The 25,000-nt window shown below is 61.4% G+C and carries 20 protein-coding genes and 1 tRNA gene; 11 read left to right on the top strand and 10 right to left on the bottom strand.

Annotation, left to right across the window (positions count from 1 at the left end; all coding sequences use genetic code 11):
• Positions 1 to 49: 49 nt before the first annotated feature.
• Positions 50 to 715, bottom strand: a complete 666-nt coding sequence (gene nth, locus CAQU_RS00835) for an endonuclease III (RefSeq protein WP_075724402.1) — start codon at positions 713 to 715, stop codon at positions 50 to 52.
• Between the two features lie 63 nt (positions 716 to 778).
• Here nth and CAQU_RS13145 point away from each other — a divergent pair, with 63 nt between their 5' ends.
• The gene (locus CAQU_RS13145) at positions 779 to 901 is read left to right on the top strand and encodes a hypothetical protein (RefSeq protein ID WP_281248000.1); all 123 of its coding nucleotides are present in this window, start codon (positions 779 to 781) and stop codon (positions 899 to 901) included.
• A 281-nt stretch (positions 902 to 1,182) separates the two neighbouring features.
• Positions 1,183 to 1,866 (top strand): CRP-like cAMP-activated global transcriptional regulator GlxR, encoded by a 684-nt coding sequence (glxR, locus tag CAQU_RS00830; protein WP_075724400.1) that lies wholly within the window; start codon positions 1,183 to 1,185, stop codon positions 1,864 to 1,866.
• A gap of 154 nt (positions 1,867 to 2,020) precedes the next feature.
• Here glxR and CAQU_RS00825 read toward each other — a convergent pair whose 3' ends face one another.
• The 4 genes from CAQU_RS00825 to CAQU_RS00815 all read right to left on the bottom strand — a co-directional run bounded on the left by CAQU_RS00825 (position 2,021) and on the right by CAQU_RS00815 (position 4,060).
• On the bottom strand, positions 2,021 to 2,839 hold the full coding sequence (locus CAQU_RS00825; RefSeq protein WP_075724398.1) for an MBL fold metallo-hydrolase: 819 nt from the start codon (positions 2,837 to 2,839) through the stop codon (positions 2,021 to 2,023).
• 31 nt (positions 2,840 to 2,870) lie between these two features.
• On the bottom strand, positions 2,871 to 3,329 hold the full coding sequence (locus CAQU_RS00820; protein WP_075724396.1) for a RidA family protein: 459 nt from the start codon (positions 3,327 to 3,329) through the stop codon (positions 2,871 to 2,873).
• Positions 3,326 to 3,481 (bottom strand): Sp36 family protein, encoded by a 156-nt coding sequence (gene sp36, locus CAQU_RS12530; RefSeq protein ID WP_211276123.1) that lies wholly within the window; start codon positions 3,479 to 3,481, stop codon positions 3,326 to 3,328. The genes CAQU_RS00820 and sp36 overlap by 4 nt, the downstream gene beginning before the upstream one ends.
• Before the next feature lie 228 nt (positions 3,482 to 3,709).
• Positions 3,710 to 4,060: a WhiB family transcriptional regulator gene (locus tag CAQU_RS00815; protein WP_075724394.1), complete on the bottom strand. Its 351-nt coding sequence runs from the start codon at positions 4,058 to 4,060 to the stop codon at positions 3,710 to 3,712.
• 694 nt (positions 4,061 to 4,754) lie between these two features.
• Between CAQU_RS00815 and CAQU_RS00810 the strand changes: the two genes are divergently transcribed.
• Complete coding sequence (locus CAQU_RS00810) at positions 4,755 to 7,154, top strand: transglycosylase domain-containing protein (protein ID WP_075724392.1); 2,400 nt, start codon at positions 4,755 to 4,757, stop codon at positions 7,152 to 7,154.
• Positions 7,155 to 7,239: 85 nt separating this feature from the next.
• Here CAQU_RS00810 and CAQU_RS00805 read toward each other — a convergent pair whose 3' ends face one another.
• Entirely contained in the window at positions 7,240 to 7,698 is a 459-nt protein-coding gene (locus tag CAQU_RS00805; RefSeq protein WP_075724390.1) for a GatB/YqeY domain-containing protein, read from the bottom strand.
• Between the two features lie 28 nt (positions 7,699 to 7,726).
• Between CAQU_RS00805 and CAQU_RS00800 the strand changes: the two genes are divergently transcribed.
• Together CAQU_RS00800 and CAQU_RS00795 are read left to right on the top strand one after the other, a co-directional pair.
• Positions 7,727 to 8,656, top strand: a complete 930-nt coding sequence (locus tag CAQU_RS00800) for a metallophosphoesterase (RefSeq protein ID WP_084562647.1) — start codon at positions 7,727 to 7,729, stop codon at positions 8,654 to 8,656.
• 111 nt (positions 8,657 to 8,767) lie between these two features.
• Positions 8,768 to 8,844, top strand: a tRNA-Pro gene (locus CAQU_RS00795).
• Between the two features lie 166 nt (positions 8,845 to 9,010).
• Here the strand turns inward: CAQU_RS00795 and CAQU_RS00790 are convergent.
• Positions 9,011 to 10,525, bottom strand: coding sequence for a hypothetical protein (locus tag CAQU_RS00790; protein ID WP_075724388.1), 1,515 nt, complete (start codon positions 10,523 to 10,525; stop codon positions 9,011 to 9,013).
• A 124-nt stretch (positions 10,526 to 10,649) separates the two neighbouring features.
• Here CAQU_RS00790 and CAQU_RS00785 point away from each other — a divergent pair, with 124 nt between their 5' ends.
• From CAQU_RS00785 to CAQU_RS00760, 6 genes are read left to right on the top strand one after another with little or no spacing between them, the layout of a single operon-like run.
• Positions 10,650 to 13,604 (top strand): DUF4040 family protein, encoded by a 2,955-nt coding sequence (locus CAQU_RS00785; RefSeq protein ID WP_075724386.1) that lies wholly within the window; start codon positions 10,650 to 10,652, stop codon positions 13,602 to 13,604.
• Positions 13,605 to 14,033: a cation:proton antiporter subunit C gene (locus CAQU_RS00780; protein ID WP_075724384.1), complete on the top strand. Its 429-nt coding sequence runs from the start codon at positions 13,605 to 13,607 to the stop codon at positions 14,031 to 14,033.
• Positions 14,033 to 15,553 carry a monovalent cation/H+ antiporter subunit D family protein gene (locus CAQU_RS00775; protein ID WP_075724382.1) on the top strand — a complete coding sequence of 507 codons (1,521 nt, stop codon included), beginning with the start codon at positions 14,033 to 14,035 and terminating at the stop codon, positions 15,551 to 15,553. Before CAQU_RS00780 ends, CAQU_RS00775 begins: the two co-directional genes overlap by 1 nt.
• 43 nt (positions 15,554 to 15,596) lie before the next feature.
• Positions 15,597 to 16,001, top strand: a complete 405-nt coding sequence (locus CAQU_RS00770) for a monovalent cation/H+ antiporter subunit E (RefSeq protein ID WP_245797272.1) — start codon at positions 15,597 to 15,599, stop codon at positions 15,999 to 16,001.
• The gene (locus tag CAQU_RS00765; RefSeq protein ID WP_157108838.1) at positions 15,998 to 16,267 is read left to right on the top strand and encodes a cation:proton antiporter; all 270 of its coding nucleotides are present in this window, start codon (positions 15,998 to 16,000) and stop codon (positions 16,265 to 16,267) included. The genes CAQU_RS00770 and CAQU_RS00765 overlap by 4 nt, the downstream gene beginning before the upstream one ends.
• A 6-nt stretch (positions 16,268 to 16,273) precedes the next feature.
• Positions 16,274 to 16,774 carry a Na+/H+ antiporter subunit G gene (locus CAQU_RS00760; protein ID WP_075724378.1) on the top strand — a complete coding sequence of 167 codons (501 nt, stop codon included), beginning with the start codon at positions 16,274 to 16,276 and terminating at the stop codon, positions 16,772 to 16,774.
• A gap of 82 nt (positions 16,775 to 16,856) precedes the next feature.
• Here the strand turns inward: CAQU_RS00760 and CAQU_RS00755 are convergent, their stop codons facing one another.
• The 3 genes from CAQU_RS00755 to CAQU_RS00745 all read right to left on the bottom strand — a co-directional run bounded on the left by CAQU_RS00755 (position 16,857) and on the right by CAQU_RS00745 (position 24,822).
• On the bottom strand, positions 16,857 to 17,288 hold the full coding sequence (locus CAQU_RS00755) for an Ohr family peroxiredoxin (RefSeq protein ID WP_075724376.1): 432 nt from the start codon (positions 17,286 to 17,288) through the stop codon (positions 16,857 to 16,859).
• Between the two features lie 155 nt (positions 17,289 to 17,443).
• Positions 17,444 to 19,429, bottom strand: coding sequence for a hypothetical protein (locus CAQU_RS00750; protein WP_075724374.1), 1,986 nt, complete (start codon positions 19,427 to 19,429; stop codon positions 17,444 to 17,446).
• Between the two features lie 395 nt (positions 19,430 to 19,824).
• Positions 19,825 to 24,822, bottom strand: a complete 4,998-nt coding sequence (locus CAQU_RS00745) for a SpaA isopeptide-forming pilin-related protein (RefSeq protein ID WP_157108837.1) — start codon at positions 24,820 to 24,822, stop codon at positions 19,825 to 19,827.
• Between the last annotated feature and the right edge of the window lie 178 nt (positions 24,823 to 25,000).

The raw sequence follows: 25,000 nt of genomic DNA, 5'->3' as shown, positions 1-25,000 counted from the left end.
TCCCGTCGTTGCTGTTCGTGGTGTTGCCTCATTGTAAGTACTCATCCAGCTATCCCCGTAGCGGGGCCGTGGCACTGGGGCACACCCTAGACAGGATGCAGTTTCCGCAGTCGGGGGTGCGGGCATGGCAGATGCGCCGGCCGTGCAAGATCATGCGGTGGGAAAAATCCACCCAGGTGTCCTCGGGCAGCTGCGCGCACAAATCTTTTTCGATGGCCAGTGGGGTTTTCCCCCGGCTCAAACCCAGCGCGTGGGCAACCCTGGTGACGTGGGTATCGACCGGCATGGTGGGCTGGCGAAACCAGGTGCCCAGCACCACGTTGGCGGTTTTGCGCCCCACCCCGGCCAGCGCGGTGAGGCTGTCACGATCTGCGGGCACCTGACCATCGCAAGAACCCACCAGGCTGGAGGCCATGTTGATGAGGTTTTTGGCCTTTTGGTTGTGCATGCCGACGGGGCGGATGATCTCAGCGACCTCGTCGTGGCTGGCGTGCGCCAGGGCATCAGCGTCGGGGAAACGGGAAAACAGTTCCGGGGTGACGGTGTTGACGCGAACGTCGGTGGTTTGGGCGCTCAGGGCGGTGGCGACGAGCAGTTCGAAGGGGTTGGTGAAGTTCAGCTCGCAGGTTGCCTCCGGGTAGGCCTGCGCCAGCAGGTTTTCTACCACACATGCGTCGGCGGGGTTGTTTCGTGGGGCTTTTGGGGAGCTGGGCATGGCCCCCAGCTTAAGACTTGGGGGTGGTTTTTGGTGGTCGTTGGCGTGGGTAGAATGTGAGACATGATTGCCGCACTGTGTTTGCTCACCCCCGTCGTTCTGGCGGTGTTTGCCATGCGTATGGAGCATTTCGAGGCTGTTGTTACCCGTTCCGGGCAGCCCGTTGTTGAGGTGCGTGCGGACTAGAAAATGTGGCGAAGTCGCGACTGTTTCGTGGCGCGAACACGCTTTCTATTCCCTCGTGACTTAGAACATAGTAGAGTGGTGAACAGCACAGCTTTTTAGCATTTCCGGAAAACGGTTTTGGTTATACAATTCGCCGCTTTTCGCCGCTTCCCCCCAGCGTTTGTGAGGGGTTCTGCCTTGCGTGTGTCACAACACCGGGGTGGGGTTGTGTCCACGTCGCATGGTGCGCGTGGTTGTTTAGCGATTCATCCAAAAAGTTAAGCCTGTCTAAGGAGTCAATTGTGGAAGCCGTTCAGGAGATCCTGTCGCGTGCCGGAATTTTTCAGGGTGTTGACCCTGCGGCGGTGAGCACGTTGATTTCAGAGTTGGAATCGGTTCGCTTCCCGCGTGGCGCGGTCATCTTCGAAGAGGGTGAACCCGGCGACCGTCTCTACATTCTGACTTCCGGCAAGGTGAAGCTGGCTCGCCACGCCCCGGATGGTCGCGAGAACCTCCTGACCGTGATGGGCCCCTCCGACATGTTCGGCGAGTTGTCCATCTTCGATCCGGGCCCCCGCACCTCTTCGGCAGTGTGCGTGACCGATGTTCACGCCGCCACCATGAACTCCGAGATGCTGCACAAGTGGATCGCCCAGCACCCCGAGATTTCCGAGCAGCTGCTGCGCGTCCTGGCGCGTCGTCTGCGTCGCACCAACGCCTCCCTGGCGGACTTGATCTTCACCGACGTACCCGGCCGTGTCGCTAAGACCCTGCTGCAGCTGGCGAACCGCTTCGGCTCCCAGGAGGGTGCCGCATTGCGCGTGAACCACGACCTGACCCAGGAAGAGATCGCCCAGCTGGTGGGCGCTTCCCGCGAGACCGTGAACAAGGCGCTGGCGACCTTCGCGCAGCGTGGCTGGATTCGCCTGGAGGGTAAGTCGGTGCTGATTTCTGACACCGAGCACCTGGCGCGTCGCGCCCGCTAACTTTTCGCCACACAGGCTTTGCCCGTCTCCCTCTGGGAGGCGGGCTTTGTGTTGCGGTCTTGTCGGCTGGGCCGGTTTCTGCTTTTTGCGCACGAACACCCCACCGCGGTGCGCGTGCTGCGCGGGTGCGGTGGGGTGTTGTGTGGGGCGCGGTTTAGGCGTCCGGGTGGTTTTCCAGGTAACGCATGGTAACGCGGGTGGATTGTTCGGCCGCGTCGCGCAGAACCGGGTCGACGTCGGTGTAGATGAAGTCGACGATTTCCTTCATGCTGGCGTCCTTGCCGAGCTCTTTGAGAGCCTGCTTGACCTGGTCGAGACGCTGGGCGCGCCGATCGAGGTACTTGCGGGCCAGCTGGGAGGTATCCGGGTGCTCTGGGCCGTGGCCGGGCAGCAGGGTGATGTCCTTGCCACGCTCTTCCAGGGTGCCGAGGGTTTCCAGGTAGTGGCCCAGATCGCCGTCGGTTTCGCTGATCATGGTGGTGTGGCGGCCGGCGATGGTGTCACCGGTGACGATGCCTTCCAGCGTGGATTCGCCGGGGGTGCCGGACCAGATGAAGAAGCAGACGGAGTCTTTGGTGTGGCCGGGGGCAGCCATCACTTCGATGGTGGGGGTCACACCGTCGAGGGTGATGAACTGGCCGTCTTTGAGCGGCTCGGCGTCGCGGCAGTAGGACGCGTCGCTGGCGGCGATGGGGGCACCGGTCAGCTGCCTGAAGCGGGTAGCCCCGTCACCGTGGTCGTGGTGGCGGTGAGTCAGCAAGATGAGGCCGACTTCGTCCGACTTGGAGTGCAGGACGTTGAGGTGACCTTCGTCTTCCGGGCCCGGGTCGATAACGATGGATTTCGGATCGCCTTCGGCGCGAATAACCCAAGAGTTCGTGCCGTCGAGGGTGGCGTATCCGGGATTGGGACAGAGGACAACGGCTGCTGACGGGGTGACCTGTCGCAGCTGACTGTAGGCGGGGTGCTCCATGGTTTTTAAGTGTAGTTGCTTTGCTTGCCGACTAGTTGGCAATTTCCACGATTATTTCGACTTCGACGGGGCTACCCATGGGCAGGGCGGCCACGCCGACGGCAGAGCGCGCGTGCTGGCCGGCTTCCCCGAAGACTTCCTGGCACAGTTCGCTGGCGCCGTTGATGACGGCGGGCTGGCCGGTGAAGTCAGCGGGGCTGTTGACGAAGCCGACGACCTTCACCACGCGGGTGACGTTGTCGATGCCGACGAGCTGATCGATGGCGGCGAGCGCATTCAGGGCGGCCTGGCGGGCATAGCCCTTGGCGTCTTCTTCGCTAACTTCGGCGCCGACGTGGCCGGTGGCGGGCAATTTGCCGTCGACAAACGGCAGCTGGCCGCTGGTCCACACCTGGTTGCCGACCTGGATGGCCGGAACGTAGGCCGCTACGGGAGCGGCGACGGTGGGCAGGGTGATGCCGAGCTCCGCGAGACGCTGGGTGGCGCTCATTGCTTCGGCCGCTTCAGGTAGGCCACTGAGTTGTCCGGGTTGGGGCCGGGGGTGACGGCGACGAGTTCCCAACCGTCTTCGCCCCAGGTGTCCAGGATTTGCTTGGTCGCGTGCGACAGCAGCGGCACGGTCGCGTATTCCCATGTAGTCATGGCGGCGATTCTACTGGTTTTCACCCCGCAAGGTGGTGGGAGCAAACCCACCTGTGGGGGTGGCCGGTCCTGGAGCGGGGCAGGAATTAAGTGAAGACCCATGCCGGCAAAAGGTGGCATGGGCCTTCATCGCAAGGCACCGCACGCTGGAAACCCTGATGTGGGTCGCGGGGCGGAGCCTTCAACACGCCACCGAAGGTGGCCTGTATGGGATGCGGCTAGTGGGGGTTAGACGCCGAGGAGTTCGTCGCCATGGCGCTCAAAGTAGGCGGCCCAATCGGTGACGTCAGGGTTGGCGCGCAACAGGGCGCGGCGCTGACGTTCGGTGAGGCCTCCCCAGACGCCGAACTCGACCTTGTTGTCGAGGGCATCTGCGCGACAGAGGTCGACGACAGGGCAACGGCGGCAAATTTGTGCTGCGCGACGCTGTGCTGCCCCTCGGACAAAGAGCGCGTCGGGATCACCATCGCGGCACTTTGCTTGGGTTACCCAGTCTCCGCGGGTTTTTGCGGGCTCGACCGTGGTGGTCGATGCGGAGAGGTAGGGGTTGTTTTTCGTGTTGGTGAGTGAAGCGGTCATTGCTTCCCTCCTAACGTGGGCGGCTATTCACGAGACGAATGTAAGTGTATTCACATACATGCACCTATGTCGAATAAGTCACACCATTCCGGGTGCACCTTTTTGCATACTTCCCTACCCCCGCCGCCACCGCGCGTCTGCAAAAAGGTCATGACCAGCACGAAAGAAAAAACTTCCTGCTGAATGACAGGTTTTCTTCTCGTAGTACCTATCACGTCTATCTCGTGATAAAGGGAGCCGAACCCCTCGATCAGAAAGGGACTTTACCCCCTTCCAAAAAGCTTTGGGCGTTTTTTGCCCCACTTTTTGAAAATGGCTACCCCCTCGCTTCCCCCAATCCTGATTTTTTGCTCACTCAACAGCGCATCCCCCCGCACAACACATCCCCAATAACGCATCTATGCAGCAAGAACAGGCCCCACTGCCCCACCCCCACCCGCTGAACCAATTCACCCTTTTCTCTGCCCCACGCCACCCCGCACCACCCTGCACCACCCCGCACCACCTCGTCCTGCCCCTCCACCCCACCCAACCGCACAATTCCACCAGCACCCCACTATCACCCCGCTTCCAAATCAACCAGCCACCCAACAGGCCACGACACACCCCTACCCCACCACCAACGACGACCTAATTTTCCTCCGCGACGGCGCTAAAGGTACTTTTTCTCAGCTTCGCCACGTAGGGTTGGGGCGTGAGTTTTCTTCGTCGTTTGAGCATCATCACTGGCACAGTCGTGACCGCCGGCCTGGTAGGTGCCGTCGGCCTGGCGCCTGCGGCCACGGTTGCCGGCGTCGGCATTTCACGCACCCAGGAAACAATGGAGTCCAACCTGGCAGACCTCACCGACGGCTCTGCCCCCGGCGTCACCACCTTGCTTGATGCCAATGACGAACCCATTGCCTGGCTGTACAAGCAACGCCGCTTCGACGTCGCCCCCGACCAAATCGCGCCAATTATGAAGCAGGCCATCGTGTCCGTCGAGGACCGACGCTTCTACGAACACCCCGGCGTCGACTGGCAAGGCACTGCCCGCGCCATGGTCAAAAACATCTTCTCCGGCTCAGTCCAAGAAGGCGCATCGACCATCGACCAGCAATACGTGAAGAACTATCTACTTCTCGTCGACGCGGAAGACGAAGCCGAACAGGTCGCAGCCACCGAGCAATCCATCCCCCGCAAGCTGCGCGAAATGCGCATGGCCAGCGATTTGGATAAGCGGCTCAGCAAAGACGAAATCCTGACCCGCTACCTCAACATCGTGCCCTTCGGCAATGGTGCCTACGGCATCGAGGCTGCCGCCCGCACCTACTTCGGCTCCCACGCCAGCGACCTGACCCCGCTGCAAGCAGCCACCCTGGCCGGCATTGTGCAATCCTCGTCGGTGCTCAACCCCTACACCAACCCGGAAGGCGTCATCGAGCGCCGCAACACCGTGCTGGACACCATGGCCGAAACCGGCGCCCTGCCGGTGGAGGAAGTGCAGGCCCTCAAGCAAGAACCGCTCGGCGTGCAGGAAGTCCCCACCGGGCTGCCCAACGGGTGCATCACCGCCGGCAATAAGGGATTCTTCTGCGACTACGTCATCGACTACCTCGCTAAAAAAGACCTCCCCAAAGACAAACTGTTCACCGGCGGCTACACCATCCACACCACCTTGGATCCCGCCATCCAAGAAATGACCCACAACGCGGTCACCGCCCAGGTCTCCCCCACCACCCCCGGCGCCGCCGAGGTGCTCAACGTAGTACAACCCGGCGCGGACACCCGGCGGGTGCTCGCGATGACTTCCTCCCGCAACTATGGCCTGAACCTGGATGAGGGCGAGACGGTGCTGCCGCAGCCTTTCACGCGCGTCGGCGCGGGTGCTGGTTCCGTGTTTAAGGTGTTTACCGCTGCCACCGCCATTGAGCGCGGCATGGGTATCGACAACATCCTCAACGTGCCGCCCCGCTATAACGCCCAAGGCATGGGTGAGGGTGGCGCACCGAACTGCCCGCCCGGCTACTACTGCGTGGAAAACGCGGGCGTGTACCGCCCCAGCATGACCCTGCGCGATGCGCTGGCCCAATCCCCCAACACCACGTTCGTACAGCTGATCCAGCAGGTCGGCGTGCCGGCCGTGGTGGATATGGCGGTGCGGCTGGGACTGCGCGACTATGAGGATCCGGGCAGTTTCGACGGCGAATCGTCGATCGCGCAGTACATGATCGACCACAACCTGGGCTCTTTCACCCTGGGCCCGACTGCGGTGAACCCGCTGGAGTTGTCCAACGTGGCGGCCACCCTGGCCAGCAATGGTGTGTGGTGCGAGCCTTCCCCCATTGAGCGGATTACCGACCGCAACGGCAACGATGTTCCCATCGACTCCCCGCCTTGTGAGCAGGTCATCGATGAGGGTGTGGCGCACGCCTTGGCTAACGCGATGAGTAGCGACATGGTTAACGGCACCGCCAGCGAGGCCGCTAAAAACATGGGGTGGGGCGCGCCGACCGCCGGTAAGACCGGCACCACCGAAACCCACCAGTCGGCGGCGTTTATGGGCTTCAACTCCAACTTTGCGGCCGTACCCTACATCTACAACGACGGCACCACCGTCGCTCCCTTGTGCACCAGCCCGCTGCGCCAGTGCCAGGAGGGAACCCTGTACGGCGGCATGGAGCCCGCCCGCACCTGGATCGGTTTGGCTGAAACCCTCGGCTGGCCGGCCGAGGGCATCATCCCGCCCTACGATCCGATCTACAACACCGGCACCGCCACCCAGGACATCCCTCGCGTGACCGGCCTGGCTGAGGCGGATGCCCGCAAGCGTCTCGAACGCGCCGGCTACCGGGTGCGCACCGAATTTGTTCCTGGCAATGGCATGCCGAAGGGGCGCGCCGTCGGAGTGAACACGGCGGGCGTGACGATGAAGGGGCAGGAAGTTGTCCTGCAGCTATCGGACGGCACCAAACCGCCCACCCCCACCCCGACGCCGCGAGTTCAGCGCCCCACTTCTACGCAGGCGCCGGCCCCGGCCAATGATCCGGTCGCGGATCTGGCATCCGCGGTCGATGAGGCAGTCAACCAGCTGCTGCAAAACACCGGCCAGTAAAACCACGTTCCACACAACAGCAACTCCCACTGCCCGAAGATCAACTTGGGGCAGTGGGAGTTGCAGTTTGTGCTTGGGCCAGACGTTAGGCCAGGGCTGCGCGCACGGCGGTGGACAGGCGCTTTCCATCCACAGCGCCGGCAGCTTTGGCGCTGGCGGCCTTCATGATTTGGCCCATCATCTTCATCGACGGGGCTTCATCGCCAGCAACTTCCTTGATGGTCTCTGTGACAAGTGCCGCCACATCCTCATCGCTCATCTGTGCCGGCAAGTAAGTCTCCAGCACATCAGCCTCGGCGTTTTCCTGCTCCGCCAGCTCGGTACGACCGGCCTCGGTGTAGATGGTGGCGGATTCGCGACGCTTCTTCGCTTCGCGGGCAACCACCTTCAGGAACTCATCTTTCGTGATGGAGTGGGCGGCCCCCTGGGTTTCCTCCACAATGATGGCGGACAACAGCATGCGGATGGTGCCGGTGCGGGTCTTATCGCCGGCTTTCATAGCCTGCGCCAGGTCGGCGCGCAGCTCGTCACGAATCTCACTCATGGTTGCTTAGCGTACCCCGCCATCTACCATGGTGTCTGTGAACACCGTGAAAAAATCCCTCCTCACCGCCGTTTCCTCCGCAGCCGTCGCCGGCGCCGCCACCGTCGCGTGGGGCAATCGGGAAACCTCCCAGTTTGAACTACACGAGGTCACGGTGCCGGTACTGAACCCCGGCGCGCTGCCTGCGGGCTCTCAAGGGCTGCGGGTGCTGCACATCTCTGATCTGCACATGATCCCGGGGCAGGATAAGAAGCAGCAGTGGGTGCGGGACTTGGCACAGTTGGAGCCTGACCTGGTGGTCAACACGGGGGATAATTTGGGCGACAAGGACGCCGTCCCGCTGGTGATTAACGCTTTGGATCCTTTGCTTAACCGCCCTGGTGTGTTTGTGTTTGGCTCTAATGATTATTTTGGGCCTCGGCCGGTTAATCCGGTTGGCTACCTTTTGGGCAAGAAGCGCAAGGTCAGCGAGGAGGCGTTGCCGTGGCAGGGCATGCGGGCCGCGTTTGTGGAGCGGGGTTGGGAGGACGCGACGCATCAGCGGGTGGAGTTTCGGGCCGGCGGAGTAAAGATCGCGGTGGCTGGGGTGGATGATCCGCACCATGATTTGGATGATTATGGGCGGATTCAGGGTCGACCTAATCCGGATGCGGATATTGCCATTGGGTTGTTGCATTCGCCGGATCCGCGGGTGTTGGCCCAGTTTGAGGCCGATGGGTACGACCTGACGTTGTCGGGGCATACCCATGGTGGCCAGTTGTGTTTGCCGGGCCAGCGGGCGATTGTGACTAATTGTGGGATTGACCAGAAGCGCGCCAGTGGGCTGCATCGTTTTGGGGATATGTGGATGCATGTGTCCAATGGTTTGGGCACTTCGAAGTATGCGCCGGTGCGTCTTTTTTGTCGTCCGTCTGCGACGTTGTTGACGTTGACTGAACGTAAGGTTTTGGCGCATTAGCGAACGAGCTACCGCCGGGGATGCGGGCGTGAATATGCTTTCTGCCTGGTGTTTTGCAGCGTGGTCTGTGCGTGCACTATAGTCTTTCGGGTAGCCGTAAGGCTTCGATACCGGGATATGGCGCAGCTTGGTAGCGCGCTTCGTTCGGGACGAAGAGGTCGCAGGTTCAAATCCTGTTATCCCGACCACCACATCAGGGTGATGAGAGTTTTCTCATCACCCTGATTTTTTGTTGTCGCCCTGGAGCAGGGGGTTAATCCGGGGGCTATAGCCCGCGGTTGGGGTTGTGTTGCATTGAAAGATCCCGCCCCTTTCGGTGGCGGGATCGCTGCACGGCGTGGATGTTAGTGGTTTTTAGGCTTGGTCGTAGTCTTCGTCTGCGACGCCTTGTTCTTCGGCGAATCCGTATTCGTCGACGGGTACCCGCACGAAGCGTCCTGCTAGTCCTGCAAGAAGTGCAGTGGCGACCATGACGGCTAGTGCGATCACGAGGTGCATTGTCTCGCCGTTGTTGCCGACGGTGACGAGTGCTTCAACGGGGTAGTTGATGGGCATCAGGCTGGTTGCGATTGCCCAGGCGGTGGTGGTGTCTGAGGTGGCGGTGCCGGTCCAGACGTGGCCGACGATGGCGATTTGCAGGATGAGACTTATGAAGAGGATGACGCGGCCGAGGGTGGGGCCGAATAGTGAGATGGTGGCTCTGCCGGCCAGTGTGGCGACAATGGCGGCGGCGAAGGTCACTAGTGCTGCGAGGACGATGCCGGTGGGGTCGAGGGTGCTGGTGGTGGCGATGAGGGTTGCGACTCCGACGGCGCCGACGGCCGCGGTTCCGACGATGGTGGGGGTCAGCCCGAAGCGGTTGATGCGGCTCCAGGTCCAAGGGCGGGCGATAGCGAACAGGCTTACCCCACCGAGGGACACTAGTGCGGTAATCAGGAAGGCGATAAGGGGGCTTAGGGCTCGAGCGGGCGCGTCGGGTTCGGCGGCGTCGGCGCCGGTTGCGGCGATGGGGGCGGGGGCGGGGAGTGCACGGGCGACGGCGTCGACGTCGTCGCTAGTGCGCTGGGCCATCTGGTTGACTTTTTCGCCGCCTTCGGCGAGTTTGCCGATCCCGTCGATGGCTTCGGCGGTGCCCTCGTTGAGTTGTTTGGTGCCTTGGGTGAGTTTTTTGGTTCCTTCGGCGGCTTTGTAGATGCCGTCGTGGTAGGCGTAGCCGGGCACGGCGAGCTGGTTGGCGAGGTCGCGGGTGCCGGAGCGGAGTTGGTCGAGTTGGTCGGCCATGTCGCCGTTGATGCCGAGCTTTGCGGCTTCCGTGCGTAGCTGTGCGAGTTGTTTGCGCCATTCGGGGGCGCGGGGATCACGGGACTGCGCTAGCTGCTGGTCGATGTTGTCGACTGCGCCGATGACTTGAGCCTGGATCATGGTCAGCCCTTGGACTTGTTCGACGGCGTTGGATACTCCGTCGGCGATGCGCACCGCACCGTCGCCCAACTGCCCGGTTCCCGCCTGGAGTTGGACTAGTCCTTCGTTGAGCTGTTTGGCACCGTCGTCGAGTTCGGTGATGCCGTTGGCTAGTTCTTCGGTTTTGTCGTTGAGCTGTTTGAGTCCCTCATTGAGCTCGTTGGTGCCGGTAGTGAGGAAGCCGGCCTGCGAGGCTGCTTGCCCGGCGGCGCGGCGAGCGTCGACGAGTTGGGTGCTGTCGGTTGCCAGCGGGCTGGGGGCCGCGACGGCGTGCTCCGGGTTGGTGTTCCAGGTGGTGTGAATCTCCTGGTGGGTCACGTGGGTGGCGATTGCGCCCCCGAGGGTGGGGGCGAGGAAAGCGGCGGCGATGATCAGTCTGCGGGCATAGCTTGGGCGGGAGGGGCTCATACTCTAAAGAATGTAGGAGGTTGATCACTGTTCAGCGAGTAGGCACACCGTGTTTTGCCAGGTAACGTAGGGGGCATATGTGTTTTAAATCGTTGAGTGCTGATGAGTCAGGTGTGGTTCTCCTGTGAGTGTGTTCTACGTCCTTGCCCTAGCGGGGGCTGCTTTCGTGCTGTCTCCGCTGGCTGTTGCCCTTTTTGATCGGCGCGCCGGCTATCCGATCGCGTTGACCTATGTTGCTGCGGCGGTGATTCTTTTCCGGAAGATGCCGCAGATTCTCAATGGCAATGCGGAAACATTCCGCCAGGTGTGGGTGAAAAGTTTCGTCGCCCCCGGCATGGATGCGGCTTTTGCTGTGCGTGCCGACGCGTTGAGCGCATTTTTTGCGTTGTTGGCGCTGTGCGTGGGCGCGGTGGTGTTCACCTACTCGGCGGCTTACCTGCATAAGGGCCGTGGGCATGGCAACGGGAACTTTTATGTGATCATGTCGGGCTTCATGCTCAGCGTGCTGTTGTTGGTGCTTGCCGACGATGTGGCGTTGCTGTTTATCGCTTGGGAGCTGGTGTCTATTGGTTCCTTCCTGCTGATTGCGCGCGCTGGTTCCGGTGGCGAGGCCGGCAGTTACCGCACGTTGATCCTGACCTTTACCGGTGGTTTGTTCCTGTTGATCGCGTTGGCGGCGTCGGCGACTGCCGCCGGCACCACCAGCTTGTCGGGCATTCTCGATTCGCAGTTTTGGGTGCAGCGCCCGATGCTGGCCACCGCGTTGGCGGTGCTGTTTGCGTTGGCGGCGTTTACCAAATCGGCGCAGTTGCCGTTCCACTTCTGGTTGCCTGAGGCGATGGCTGCCGCTACCCCAGTGAGTGCCTTCCTGCACGCTGCTGCGGTGGTGAAGGCTGGTATTTATCTGCTGCTGCGTTTCTCCACTGTGTTCCACGACAATCATGTGTGGAACGTGATGCTCATTGCGGTGGGTATGACGACCGCGGTGATGGCTAGCTTGTTCGCTATTCAAAAGACTGATTTGAAGAAGCTGACGGCCTATTCGACGGTGTCTCACCTGGGGTGGATTGTGGCCACCATTGGTGTGGGTACTCCTTTTGCTTTCGCTGCGGCGTTGGTGCACACCGCCGCGCACGCGCTGTTTAAGTCCAGCCTGTTCATGCTGATTGGTGTGATTGACCACCAGGCCGGTTCGCGCGATGTGCGCCGTTTGGGCCCGCTGGTGGCGAGGATGCCGTTCACTTTTGGCTCTGTCATGTTTGGTGTGCTGTCGATGGCTGCGGTGCCCCCGATGCTGGGGTTCGTGTCCAAGGAGGGCATGCTTGAGGCGTTTGAGGAAGCTCCCCTGCCGCATGCCGGCGTGGTCATCTTGCTGTTGGCTGCCGGTATTGGTGCGGTGCTCACCATGACCTATTCGGCGCGTTTGGTGCTGGGTGCGTTTGTTGACGGCCCGCGCGACATGTCGGAGGTCAAGGAAGCTCCGGTGTCGTTGTGGCTGCCTGCCGCGCTGCCGGGCGTGTTGTCTTTGCCCGCGGTGTTTTTCCTCGGCGCGTTTGATGAGCCTTTGGATGCGATGGTCGGTGCTGTGACGTCGACGCCGCACGTGCATTTGGCCCTGTGGCACGGTGTGACGGTGCCGCTGATGATTTCCGTGACGGTTCTCATCGTCGGTGGCATTGGTGTGCTGCTGCGCCGCCACCTGTACGCGCTGGTCGACGAGCACGAGTTCCTGCCGTTTAGCGGTAATTCCCTGTTGCAGCGGATGCTGAAGGTGCTGGATCGGTGGGGTCGGGTGTGTGCCCGCATGGCGGCGTCCTACTCCCCTTCCCGCCACATGACTTACCCACTGTTGGTGGTGCTGGCGTTGGCTGCGGCTGTGGCTGTCGGCCCGGGCATCGATGGGGTGGCTGCCGCTCCGCGTATCGCTGGCCAGGAGCAGTTCGGCGACGCCGTGGCGTTGCTCATCATTGCGCTGGCTACCGTCGGCATCGTGATGACCCGCAACCGCATGTTTGCCGTGATTTTGCTGGGCGTCATCGGTGTCGGCGTGACCTGGCAGATTTTGCTGCTGGGCGCGCCCGACGTGGCGTTGACGCAGTTCATGGTGGAGCTGCTGGTTGTGGTGGTCATGATGCTGGTGATCCGTTTCCAGCCGGCCAGCTTCAAGCAGTCCGGTAAGAAGCGCACCTTGGTGACCGCCAGCCTGGCGGTCGGCATGGGTTTTGCGGCTTTCGGCGCGGTGTGGTTCCTGATGGGCCGCAATGAGCGCCCCGAGCTGGCGATGTGGTACTTGAACAATGCCCCGGAGATTTCTGGTGGCGACAACATTGTTAACACCATCCTGGTGGAGTTCCGTGCCCTGGATACCATGGGCGAGCTGACCGTGTTGGGTATGGCCGGCGTGGTGATCGCCGCCGTGGTCGGCTCTATCCCCCGCCACCCCTTCGAGCGCGGCACCAACCCGCCGACGTGGGGGCTGTCCGGTATTAACTCCATTCCGATGATGCAGTTGATCCGGGTACTTATCCCGGTGTTGCTGTTGTTGTCGGTGATGATCTTCTTCCGCGGCCACAACTCCCCCGGTGGTGGCTTCATTGCCGCCCTGGTTGCGGGTGCCGCGTTGATGCTGAATTATCTGGCCCGACCCACCGATGGCCCGGTGTTGGGCAAGAGCGTTCCGCTGCTGCTGACCGGGGTTGGCGTGCTGGTGGCTTTGGCTACCGGTTTCGCCGGCATGTTCCACGGTTCCTTCCTGTACGCCATCCACGGCCATGTGCTTGGCGAGCACCTGTCGAGCTCGATGATGTTCGACGTGGGCGTGTTTATGGCGGTGATCGGCATGCTGTCGCTGGGCATTAATTCCCTCGGCGGGCATCAGCGCCCCGGCGCGGAGCGGGATTTGTTGCCGTTTGCTCGTGATGGGCGCAACCCGCTGCCGGCGCACCCGGTGGAGGAGTACCGACCGCACGGGTATGCGGATTCCGATGGCCGTCATGGTGCGCGCAGTTTGAATGGCGCGCAGGTCCGCGTGTCTGATGACACCCCTGGCCACGATGCTGACGCGAGGAGCGTGAAGTAAATGTTTATGGCGTTATCGATTGGCATCTTGGTTGCTGGTGGCACATTTTTGGTGCTGCAGCGTGGCATGGTGCGCATTGTGTTGGGCATGGGTTTGATTTCTCATGCCGCGAACTTGACGATTTTGGCGGCCGGTGTGAGCGCGTGGCGGGGTGAGCCTTTTGCGGGGCGCACCCCCATTGAGGATGCTGCTGATGCTTTGCCGCAGGCTTTTGTGTTGACGGCGATCGTGATCACGATGGCGACGACGGCGTTCATGTTGGCGTTGGCGGCGTTGGGCCGCAGCGATGATACGCGCAGTGTGGAGGACCCGGATACGGAGTCTCCCCTGGAGACCCGTGGCCGTCGTGCTCAGTTGTTGGATCCGACGTCGTTTCGTGCTGCGCGTCGTGCGGCGAGGGCCGCGCGCGCTGGGGAGGCTCACCACTAATGGATATGTTGTTGCCTTTGTTTGTTGCTGTGCCGCTGGCGTGTTCAGCGGTGGCGGCTATCGCCCCGTGGCGGGTGGTGCGTGATGTGCTGGCGCTGCTGGCGCCGGCCGGTATTGCGGTGGGTGGCGCGGCGTTGTTCGTCTACACCCAGTCTGGTCACACGACGGTGGCCCACAATGTGGGCCTGTACACCGGCGGTGTGTCGATTCCTTTCGTCGCGGATGCGTTTTCTGCGGTGATGTTGACGACGACGGGCATTGTTGCGGTGGCGGCGAACTGGTTCGCCATTGTCGTCGGTGAGACCCGGGCGCGTTTCTATCCGGCGTTGGCGCTGATGCTGTCTGCCGGTGTGTGTGGCGCCTTGTTGACGGGTGATTTGTTCAACCTGTTTGTGTTCATTGAGGTCATGTTGCTGCCGAGTTATGGCTTGATCACGATGACGGGTACGTTCTCCCGCTTGGCGGGTGGCCGTACTTTCGTGTTGGTGAACTTGTTGACGTCGACGATTCTGTTGGTGGGTGTGGCGTTTGTGTACGCCAATGCCGGCACCGCGAATATTGCGGCGTTGGCGGGTGCTGCGGCGGGTCATGGCCCGGTGACTGTGGCGATGGGCCTGGTGGTGATCGCGTTGGCGATTAAGTCCGGCTTGTTCCCGGTGCACACCTGGTTGCCGCGCACTTATCCGGGTACTTCGCCTGCGGTGATGGCGCTGTTTTCTGGTTTGCACACCAAGGTTGCGGTGTATGCGTTGATGCGCATCATGGTGGTCATTTTTGACCTGGATCCGCGGTGGAACACCGTGATCATCGTGGTGTGTGTGGCCAGCATGCTGGTGGGCGCGTATGCGGGCCTCGGGGAGCACACGATTCGCCAGGTCATTGGCTACCAGATGGTTAACGGTATGCCGTTCATCCTGGTGGTGTTGGCGTTTACGGCGGGGGATGCTCGTCGTGCGTTGGCGGCCGGTATTTTCTACATGATTCACCACATGATCACGGTCGGTGGTTTGGTGTTGACTGCTGGTGCGGTGGAGGAAACTTATGGCACCGGTAAGTTCACTCGCTTGTCTGGTTTGGCGCGCCGCGATCCGCTGGTGGCGACGGTGTTTGCTGCCGCGGCCTTTTCGATTGTTGGTTTGCCGCCGTTTTCTGGCGTGTGGGGCAAGCTGTTCATCGTGATGGAGGTTGCCCGCGAGGCGGACTGGAAGGCCGCTTTTGTAATCGCTGTGATTGCGGTGGCGTCTTTCGGCGCGTTGCTGTCGATGATGCGGCTGTGGCGCGAGGTGTTTTGGGGTAAGGATATGAATCCGGAGAAGGTCCCCGAAACCCTGGTGGTGGCGACGTCGAAGCTGTTGCCTGGTGCAACGTTGACGTTGTTCAGTGTTGCGCTGTTCTTCCTGGCTGGTTTCTTGGTGTCTGCCACGATGGCGGCCGCCGGGGGCATGCTGGATGTGGATGGTTATGTGCATGCGGTGTTAGGTTCCCACCCCTTGGCGGCTGCTGCTGCCGCTGGGCATTAATGGCTGTGCTGAGCATGGCTGATGTGAAGAGTTGATGGTTGCTATGACGAACAAAGAGATTGTGTCCAGTTCTGGGCCCGCCAAAGCTTCGGGTGTGGGGAAGGTTTTCCACGCTGTGGGCTATGGGGTGTGGCTGTTTGGCCAGGTGTATGTGGGGGCGTGGGAGATTTTGCGCCGCACGTTGAAGCCTTCTGTGGGTTATTGCCCGGTGGTGGTGCGTTATCCGCTGCGGGTGCGTAGCCAGAAGCTGATTGCGGCGTTTTCGACGTCGATTACGATGACGCCGGGCACCATGTCGATTGGTTTGCGCGATCCTGATGCTGAGGGGGTGCCGCGCACGTTATTGGTTCATGCTGTTTTTGGTGAGGACCCGGATGAGGTGTTGGCGGGTTTGCGTGACATGGAGGAGCGTCTTGCTCCGGAGATTAAAGGAAGGACGGGCGCGTGATGAGTGTTTTTGAGGTCATCATTGTTGCCGCCCAAGCAGTGGTCGCTGTTGCGATGATTGCTGGTGTGGTGTTGATGTTGCGGGTGAAGGACTCTGGTTCCCGCGCCATTTTGTCCGACCTGGTGTTTTTGGGGTTGTTGGCGTCATATGTGTTGTGGTCGTTGACCCATGAGACGCAGATTGCCTACGAGATCATGTTGCTGGGCACTTTGGGTTGCCTGTCGACGATTTCTTTGGCCCGGATCCTGTCGAATGGCCGGAGGTAAGCGGCGATGAGTATTTCCGAAATGTTGACGTTGGTGCCGGTGCTTGCCGGTGTGGTGGCGTTTGTGTTGTGTGCGGTCGCGGTGTGGCGCGCCCCGGATGCGTTGTCGCGCGCTAATGTGCTGTCGATTATTCCGGGTGTGGCGTTGCCGCTGATGATCATGGGTAAGTTGTTCCATGATTGGTCGACGGTGGGTTTTGATGCGCATGATTTTGTGCGCGCTGTGCTGTCGATTGCTGGTTTGCTGGTGGTTGTCAGTGTCGCGTCGTTCACGATGGGCCGTTCCATTTACGGCGTGTCTGTGGAGGATGCGCGGATCATTAAGCGGGAGCAGGCCGCTCGGGACAAGCAGCAGGATGCGCCGGAGGAAAACACCCCGGATGGTGGCGATCAGCAGGCGGCCAAAGGTGGCTCCCAGCCTGAGGGTGCTAAAAAGCAGCAGCCTACTTTGTCGCCGCAGGAGATCGCTGAGCGGGTGAAGAAGAAAAAGAAGCGCAAGATGAAGTAGTTCTAGCGCATGACGCGGGCCCCGCGACCTGGGATGTTTTCCTGGTCGCGGGGCCCGAGTTTTTTGGTTTTTGTGGGAGCTGTTAGGCCAGTCGCGCTTCGGCGTCGAAGTCGCCGCGCACGGCCTTGGAGTAGGGGCAGAACTGGTGTGCCTGGGCGACGAGTTCGGCAGCGTTGTCGAGTTCGTCGGCATTGTCGAAGGCGACGGTGATTTCGCCGGACAGTCGGAAGCCGCCGTCGCTGTCATCCTTGTTGAGGGTGACGTTTGCGGTGACTGCGGGCGCAAATTTTGCGACGTCGACGCCGGCGTTTTTCATCATCAGTTGCAGGGCGCCGTTGAAGCAGGAGGCCCATGCTGCGGCAAAGAGCAGTTCCGGGTTGGCGGCTTCGCCTGCACCGCCGAGTGCTGCCGGGGGTCGTACGTCGAGTGCGAGATCGCCGGCGGGGGATTCGACGCGACCGTCGCGGCCGCCGCCGGTGGAGGTGACGGTTGCGGTGTACAGGGCTTGTGCCATGTGGTTCTCCTTGAAGATTTTAGGGTGTGCGCCTGGGTGACGCGGTTGTTCGTTCGGCAGATGCTGTTCCCTGAAAAACTTAAGGGCTTTTGGGGTATCTGCGCGGGTGGCACCCCAGTGTAATGAAAGTGGGCTGCGCTAAGGCGCGGGTGGTTTTATCGGGTTGTTTCGTCCTGGTTGGATTGCTCTAGCCATGGGGTAAGTCCGGCTGGGTCGTCGGCCCATGGGCTGGCTGGTGTTGTGGTGCTGGTAGCTGCCTTGGTTTCGACCGCAGGTTTTTCGGGATGGCGGAAAGCTGCGGGCGGCTCGGTGGTGGGTGCGTTGTCGTCGGTGGCTAGGGGCAGCTCGAAGCGGAAGACCGGCAGTGGCGGGTGGAGCGGAAAGTACGGCTTGGTCTGCTTGGTGGGTTTCGCGAGTGCGGTCTCGGGGTACTGCCCATCGCGCGTGGGGCGTTGTGTGGGGCCCTGTGGGCGCGGTTGGGCTGTGGTTGCTCCCCTGGCAGCCGTGGGGGCTTGTGAGGCTTGTGCGGTGGTTGTGGCCGGGGTGCGGCGCCTTCCGCTGATCATGGTGTCGACAAGATCAGCCGGCGGGGTGTCGATGGTGGGCACGGGGATGTCGTGCACGTGTGGTTGGCCGGTTTTGCCCGCCAGGTTCAAGCGCTGTACGAGGGGCACGCTGTGCGCTGTGGCCGCGGGATCTGTGCGGTCGGCGGAGGTGTTGGTGGGCTTTGTGGTGTGGCCGGGTCGTGTCGCGGTTGCGGCGGCAGGTGCTGGTTGGGCAGGCGCGTGTCCGGCCGGGGTGTGGGGCTGTGCGTGGCCTGGTTTTGCTGTGTCCTGTTTGGTGGGGGCAGACGTGTCCGTGGTGGGCGCGGTTGCTGCGGTGGCCGGTGCCACTTCCGTGGCGGGTTTGGTTGCGGCTGGCCTGGTGGCCAGGGTGTAGGGTTCGGCGTCGTCGTCGGGCAGGAAGGCTGGGGGAAGCACGTCTGGAACCAGGTCGGTTTCTTCTTCCCAGTCCTGACCGAATCCCACGACGGGGGCGAGGTCTTCTCGCTGCGGCGCGGATAGTTCCGCGGCCGGTGACTGGGGATCCTGCACGCCAGCTGGTTGTGGTGATGGGCTGGTAACTGCGTGCGCTGCAGGTGCAGGCGCAGGTGTGCGGGGCGGGGATACTGCCGTGGTTTCTGCGTCGTGGGTGGCTTCCGGCTGCGCGGGCAGGCGCGGCTCGGCGGTAGCCGGTGCGCCGGTGCGGGGTGCAGGCGGGGGTGTGCTCGCCGGGGTGCTGTTGGGACTCGTGTCTGCGCCGATGTCTGCCGGGGCTGTGGCGGGTGCGGGCTGCACAGTTGGGTTCGCCACGACGGGTGCTGCGGTGGGGGCAGGCGTGGGCGGGGTGTGAGGGCGGGCAGGTGCTTGGACCTGGGTGGGCACCTGGGCGGGCGTCTGGGTTGCTGGCGTGGCGGACAGCGTGGTGCGGGCGCGCGCTGTGGCGGGCTTCTGCCGGAAGGTCATCACCAGGCCGGTAATAATGACTAGTGCAGCACCCAGGGCAACTGTCCATACGCCGATGCCGCCGGCGCGGGGGATTTCCCCGGTGCGGGGATCAGCGACGGTAATGTAGCTGCCTTCGACGGTGTAGATCCCGTCGGGGGTTTGTTTGACCGCCAGGCGCGGGTCGCACACGTTTTTCTTCCGTGGGTCGCAGGAGGTGTATACCTCTTCCCCACCGACGATTGGCACGAAGTTGCCGGGCTGTTTCACCAGGATCTCCAGCGGCTGGAGATTTAGCGCGGTGTCTGTGGCTGAACTGTTGAGCTGTTTGAGCCAGTAGCGTTGGCCGACGGTGACTTTCGCGTCGGTGGCGAATTCGGTGTGGGGGTCGATCGGGTCGTAGGAGGGGTCGTTTTTATCGGCGATGCCAACGTATCGGCCGATGGGTTCGACTCCCCGTGTGGGTTTTTGGTCATAGAGGGCGAAGCTGCCGCCGGGGGCGGGTCGCCCGAAGGCGTCCTCACTGATGATGTGGGGTGCGGGAATTTGGGTGTTGGCGGCGTATGCGGTGGGCAGGCCAAACAGCGCGCTGAGTGCTATGGCAGCACACATTCCACCGATGCGCCGGCGCGCTAGTGGGGTGGTGGGGCCAAACACGGTGGATGTCCTCTCGGGGGCTGGTGAGGCTTGCACCCCGGCAGTGTTGGGGGTTTCTTCCCGGGGCACGGTGGGGGTGTGGGCATACGCGAAAAGCTGCGGCTGCGACAGGTTTTAATTATGCAGTGCTGCCAGGAGATTTAGCCGCCGTAAACATCAAGCACACGGCAATTCTCATGAGGATTTAAGGTTAGCAGGTGTGCGACTATTTCGGGTGGGATAACACCCCCGCGCACACCTAGCTATGCCGAAAGCCCCCACTCTTCTCGCATTGGGGTGTCCCTTGAGGGATACGACGAAGAAGGTGGGGGTTTATACGCCAACCGCCCGCAGGCTGTGGGGGCCTGCGGGCGGTGTCAGACGCTTAAGGTCTTAAGCGTCAGGGGCGCTGTGTATTAGTTGCGGCGCGGGTTTGCGCGGAACATGAACATCAGGCTGACCATGATCAGGACGCCTGCGCCACCTGCCAGGGTCCAGTGGCCGATGCCACCAGCCTTGGGCAGTTCGCCGGCGCGGGGGTCGGCGACCTTGAGCACGTTACCGGTCAGGGTGTAGGTGCCACCATCGATGGTGCGGGTCTTTTCTTCCTCGGAGCAGTCCGGCTTGGAGTCTGGGCAGACGCCGGGGGCTTCGTTCATCCCGTCCATGGGGACGTAGACGCTGGTGTCCTTGGCGATGAACTTCAGCGGGACCGGCAGCAGGGTGTACTCGGAGGACGGCGACTTCAGCTCCTTGATCCAGTAGGTCTTGCCGCGCTCCAGCTTGGTTTCCATGGTGAACTTGGAAGCCGGCTTGGTGGTGGCGTCCCACTTTTCGGAACCGTCAGTGCCCTGGAGAACCTCGATGGGTTCAACGGCGCCGCTGGGGTCCTGGTCGTAGAGGGCGAAGACTGCGCCGGCAACGGGGGTGCCGTTGATGTCGGTCTTCTCAATCGACGGGCCAGGAACCTTCGGGGACTCGCCCGGGGTGACGGGCACACAGGCGTCGTTGTTGTCTTCGCCGTCGGTGTCGTCTTCCATGGTCACTTTGTTAAAGGCGCCCAGCTTGGCGTTGCCGCCCTTTTCCACGTTGCACTCGCCGATCTTTTCCCATTCTTCGGGAAGAACATTGTCGGCGGTGGCGTGCACCTGGATGAAGTATTCGGCGGAGCGGAAACCTTCAACGCTTTCGGTGAAGGGGATCTTGTAGCCCTTTTCCTCGGCCTCGAGCGCCGGGGCGGAAGCCAGGTCGGCTTCAGTCTTGGCGATCTTGACGGAGTCAATGTTCCACGGGGAGGGCAGGGACGGGTTGTCGTAGATCTCCGGGTGGGTGCCGGCCTTGGAACCGTTGTTGGTGACACGCACGCGGTAGGTGGTGGTCACCTCATAGCCGGTCTGAGTGGTGCCAGCCTTAATAGGAGCACCCTTGGCAGCCCAACCGTCATCGGTCTTGGCTTCCTTCTGCACCTTCCAGGTACCAGGCAACTCGATCGGGACACAGGCAATGTTGTCCTTTTCCCAGGTCTTGTCGTTGTAGGTCTGGTCCTCACCAACCAGGGACACCTGGTTAGCGATACCGGAGGTCTTGGTGGTGACACCAGGGGTCAAAGACTCCGGGTTGTCCTCACAGGTACCCAGCTTGGACTCGTTGGCCTGGGCATTGGTCAAGTTGGTGCCGGGCTGGTCCGGGTTTTCCTTACCGGAATCAGCGGTGTCCAGCTTCAGCGGGATGGTGATGGTGAAGGTGTGGGTCGCGTCCTTGGGCAGGTTCACAACCTTGGTTGCGATCTCAGCACCACCGGCGAGCTGTTCTTGGCTCAGCTCGGTGACGAGGCCTTCGGCTGCACCGTTGGCATCAGCAGTGTCGGCGTTGTCGTCGGTGACGGTCGCCTTCTTGCTGCCGTCCCACACCAGGCCTTCCGGCACGGTGAAGGTGTCGGTGATGGCACCGGTGGTGACGGGCTCGTCAGAGTCGGTGTTGTTGGTCACCACGATCTTGTAGGAGGTGGTGAACTCACCGTTCTTCGGAACCGCGATCGGCTTGCCGATGTGCGAGTTGCCGTCGGAAGGATCGGCCGCGAGCTTCTCAACGTGAACCTTGGGCAGAACCACCGGGATACACGCAACGTTGTCCTTGATGGAGCCCTCACTGTTGTAGGTGTAGTCCTCACCAATCAGGGTGGTGCGGTTGGCAACGCCCTTAGCGGTGGTGGTGTGCTTGGTGCCATTTTCGGTGGACTTGTCTTCACACTCGCCGAGGGTGGCCAGCTGCTGCTTGCCCTCTTCGGTGGTGGGGGAAGCAGTGATCCGCAGCGGCACAGTGACGATGTAGGTGTGGGTGCCCGGGCCCATGTCGGTGATGCCCTCAGCAATGTTCAGGTCGAAACGCTTGCTGTTGACACCACTGCTGATCTCGTAGTCCTCGAGTTCAGCCTCAGTGATTTCGGACTTCAGGCCCACGGTAGTGCCCTGTTGCACGCCTTCGGCCTCTGCGACGGTGGCGTTGGCGCCGGTGCGCCATTCCATGCCGGCGGGGATGCCGAAGGTATCGGAGATGGCGCCGACGTTGCCGGCGAAGTTGGAGTCGTTGGTGACGACAACCTTGTAGACCATGTCGACGTTGCCGTCGGCGTCAGCGACGACGGGCTTGCCCTTGTGCGGGTTGTCCTCGGTAGCGTCGTTGGCGAACTTCTCGATGTGTACCTTGGGCGTACGGGTGTTGGTGACCGTACAGGTGACGGTTTCGTTGGCCGCAACCTTGATCTGGGATTCGGGCGCGTTCAGCTCGCCGCCGTCGCACTCCCATGCACCGAACTGGTAGTAGCCGGTGGTTTCACCGTTGTCCTTGGGGGACTCTGCCAGCTGGTAGGTACCGGGGTTCACGGCAGCGGTCGCACCGTTGGTGCCGACGACGCCGGAGGGGTCGTTGGCGATGTTGGATGCGGACAGGTTGAACTTGTCGAGATCCTCGGGTGCAACCTCGGCGCCAGTGCTGCTGTCGATGATGCGCTTCTTCAGGATCAGCTTGCCCTTGGGATTGACGGGAACACACGCGTCGTTGTTCTCGTCGCCGTCCTTGTCGTCCGTCATGGTGACGGAGTTGAAAAAGCCGGTGCCGGGCTGGCCGGCGCCTTCAGTGTTGCATTCTCCGATGGCGGACCAGTCGATGCTAGCGGGGTCGTCGGCCTTCACCTTGACGGTGATGAGCCAGGACTGGCTGTTGTTGGTGCCGCCGAGTTCGCCGGCCTGCAGGGTCAGTTCAGTCTTGTTTCCCTGGTCGGAAACGTTGTCGCTGGCCTTGCTGAGGTCCTTGATCTGAACGTTTTCGACCTTGAAGCCTGCGGGGACAGAGATGTTGTCGGTGATGGCTTCAGGGGTGCCAGCCCCGGAACCCTTATTAGTCACAGTGACGAGGTACTGGACGGTGCCGGTACCATTCTGAGCGATAGTGACGCCGTTACCTGCAGACTCGCCAGCCTTCACGACCGCACCGGTGGAGGGGTCGATGGCAGACTTCTCCACGGAGAATTCCGGGGTACCGCCTGTAGGGGGCTCCGGGACGTCGTAGTTACAGGAGGTCAAATCGCCAATACCACTGGGGCCACCATTGTTCCAAGGAACTTTGGTCAGTTCCCCAGTCTCGGTGTCAACTCGCCAAATGTTGTTGCCAGAACCCGCATAAAGCTTTCCGTCCTTACCGAAGGCAAGGCCGTTGACGGAGCCGGACTCAGGAGAACCCAACTTAATAGCCTTTGTGGTACCCACAGGGAGCTTATAGAGCTGCACACCGGTGTCATCAGTGTTGCTGGCGTTCGCCGTGAAGTAGGCGTTACCCGCCTTATCAAACGCGATATCACGCACGTAGGAGTTCGGCGTCAAGTTAGTGGGCTTATAGGGGTACTCAACCGGCCTAGTAGAGCCGCTAAGAACGTCCAGGGAGTACCAAGTCTTCAGCTTGGTGTTGGCCATGAAGATCAGCTGGTCGTTCTGATCGAATGCGGCAGCGAAGGGCTGCTTATTCTTTTCCTGATCGAACTTAAAAATGGTGCCAACAAAGTTGTTGGATCCATCGTTCGCATCGTAGTAGTACAGGCCGTGACTCTTGGTCAGGTAGTAGATGCGGTTGTGATATTCCTTGGCGTGCGGAATAGCGATAGCCTCGGTGCCAACTTCAGTGGTGCCGACAAGCTTCGCAGCCAACTTGCCGTTAGGCAGAAGGGTCGCTTGACCAAGTTTCACAGTGGCCTTGGTGGAGTCACCGTTTGAGTAAACGAGGTCTTCACACAGGTCCCTTGGGGCAACCTCGCCGGGCAGCGTAAAGCTGTCAACGGCCAGGTCGGTTTCACTGGTGTTCACACGGGCGATATCCATGTTCACGCCGAGCTCACGCTTTGCAGTGAGGTCGGTGGAGATACCGTTGCCGGTACATGCGCCATAGGTCACACCACGGTCGATGGTGACGACGGTGCCGGCCGGCAGCCATGCTTTACCGGTCCAGGTGGCGGGATCGTAGGGGAAGTTGACCGAGTCGACCCAGCGGGTGTTCGGGTAAGCAGACGCGTTGCCCGGGGCGAAAGGCTTGGAAGGATCATCAGGATTGTACTTAGACATATCCATGATCTCGCCGGTGATGTCGCGACCATCAGCGGTTTGGATGTTAATGGTGTTCTTCGTGTAGTTGAGAACTTCAGCCTGGGATGCAGGCTTCAGCGCACCATTGTCGGGCATGACCTTGTACTTGCCCTCAACGTCGCCGAACTTGATGTCGGCGAGCCATGCACCGGAGTCACCGATTTCATACTGGTAGACCTGGGAGCCTTCACAGTCGGCGATGGTGCCGTTGTTGCCCTGGAAGCCGATGTAGCCGCGACCAGCGTAGGAGATGGTGGGCGTCACGTCGACACGGGCCTGCATGGAACCGGTGACACGCATACCCGGACCAGCCTGAGAGTCAACGACACCGGGGTGGGTGAAGGTGACGGTGGTGTCGCCAGTGAGGTTGTCGATGGTGGCGATGTAAGAATCGCCGTCCTTTTCGACCTTGCTGACAGTGGCGTCACCGTCGACCTTGAAGCTGTCAGCGGTGACATCGCCCTTGAAGGAGCCGACGCCGCCGGCACTGACCGAGACCTTGGCACTGTAGGCAGTGCCAGGCTCGTTCAGACCGCCGATGGTGGCGGTGCCGTTGTAGGTGAACTCGGCATTGGGCGCGGGCTCGACACCCTCCGCGAAGGAGTGGCTCATGGTGGTCGCCACGGTGGGGCTTGCGCCAGAGTTCGGCTCAATCTCGGCATAGGTGTAGGCCTGCACGGTGGCCGGGCCGACGACCAGTGAGGCACCGAGCGCGACACCAAAAGCACTCGCCAAGGCGAGGGAGCGCCGCGCGATACCGCGCATCAGGTGAGTTTTCCTCACAGTGTGTACTCCTTGGGGAAATAGTTATTTACAGACTTTTTAAACTACACGTCACAACTCAATATTAAAAGTTCCTGAGTTCCTTGGCATGCGCTGGACATATAGACAAACCTTGTTATAAACATTCACTCACCCTTTAGCGCCCTCACCTGCACTTTTCCATTAAGAAGTTCGCTAC

Source organism: Corynebacterium aquilae DSM 44791 (assembly GCF_001941445.1).
In the GTDB taxonomy this organism is placed as follows: Bacteria; Actinomycetota; Actinomycetes; order Mycobacteriales; family Mycobacteriaceae; genus Corynebacterium; species Corynebacterium aquilae.
The sequence above is the reverse complement of the archived record's forward strand: the minus strand, read 5'-3'. Positions and strand labels throughout refer to the sequence as shown.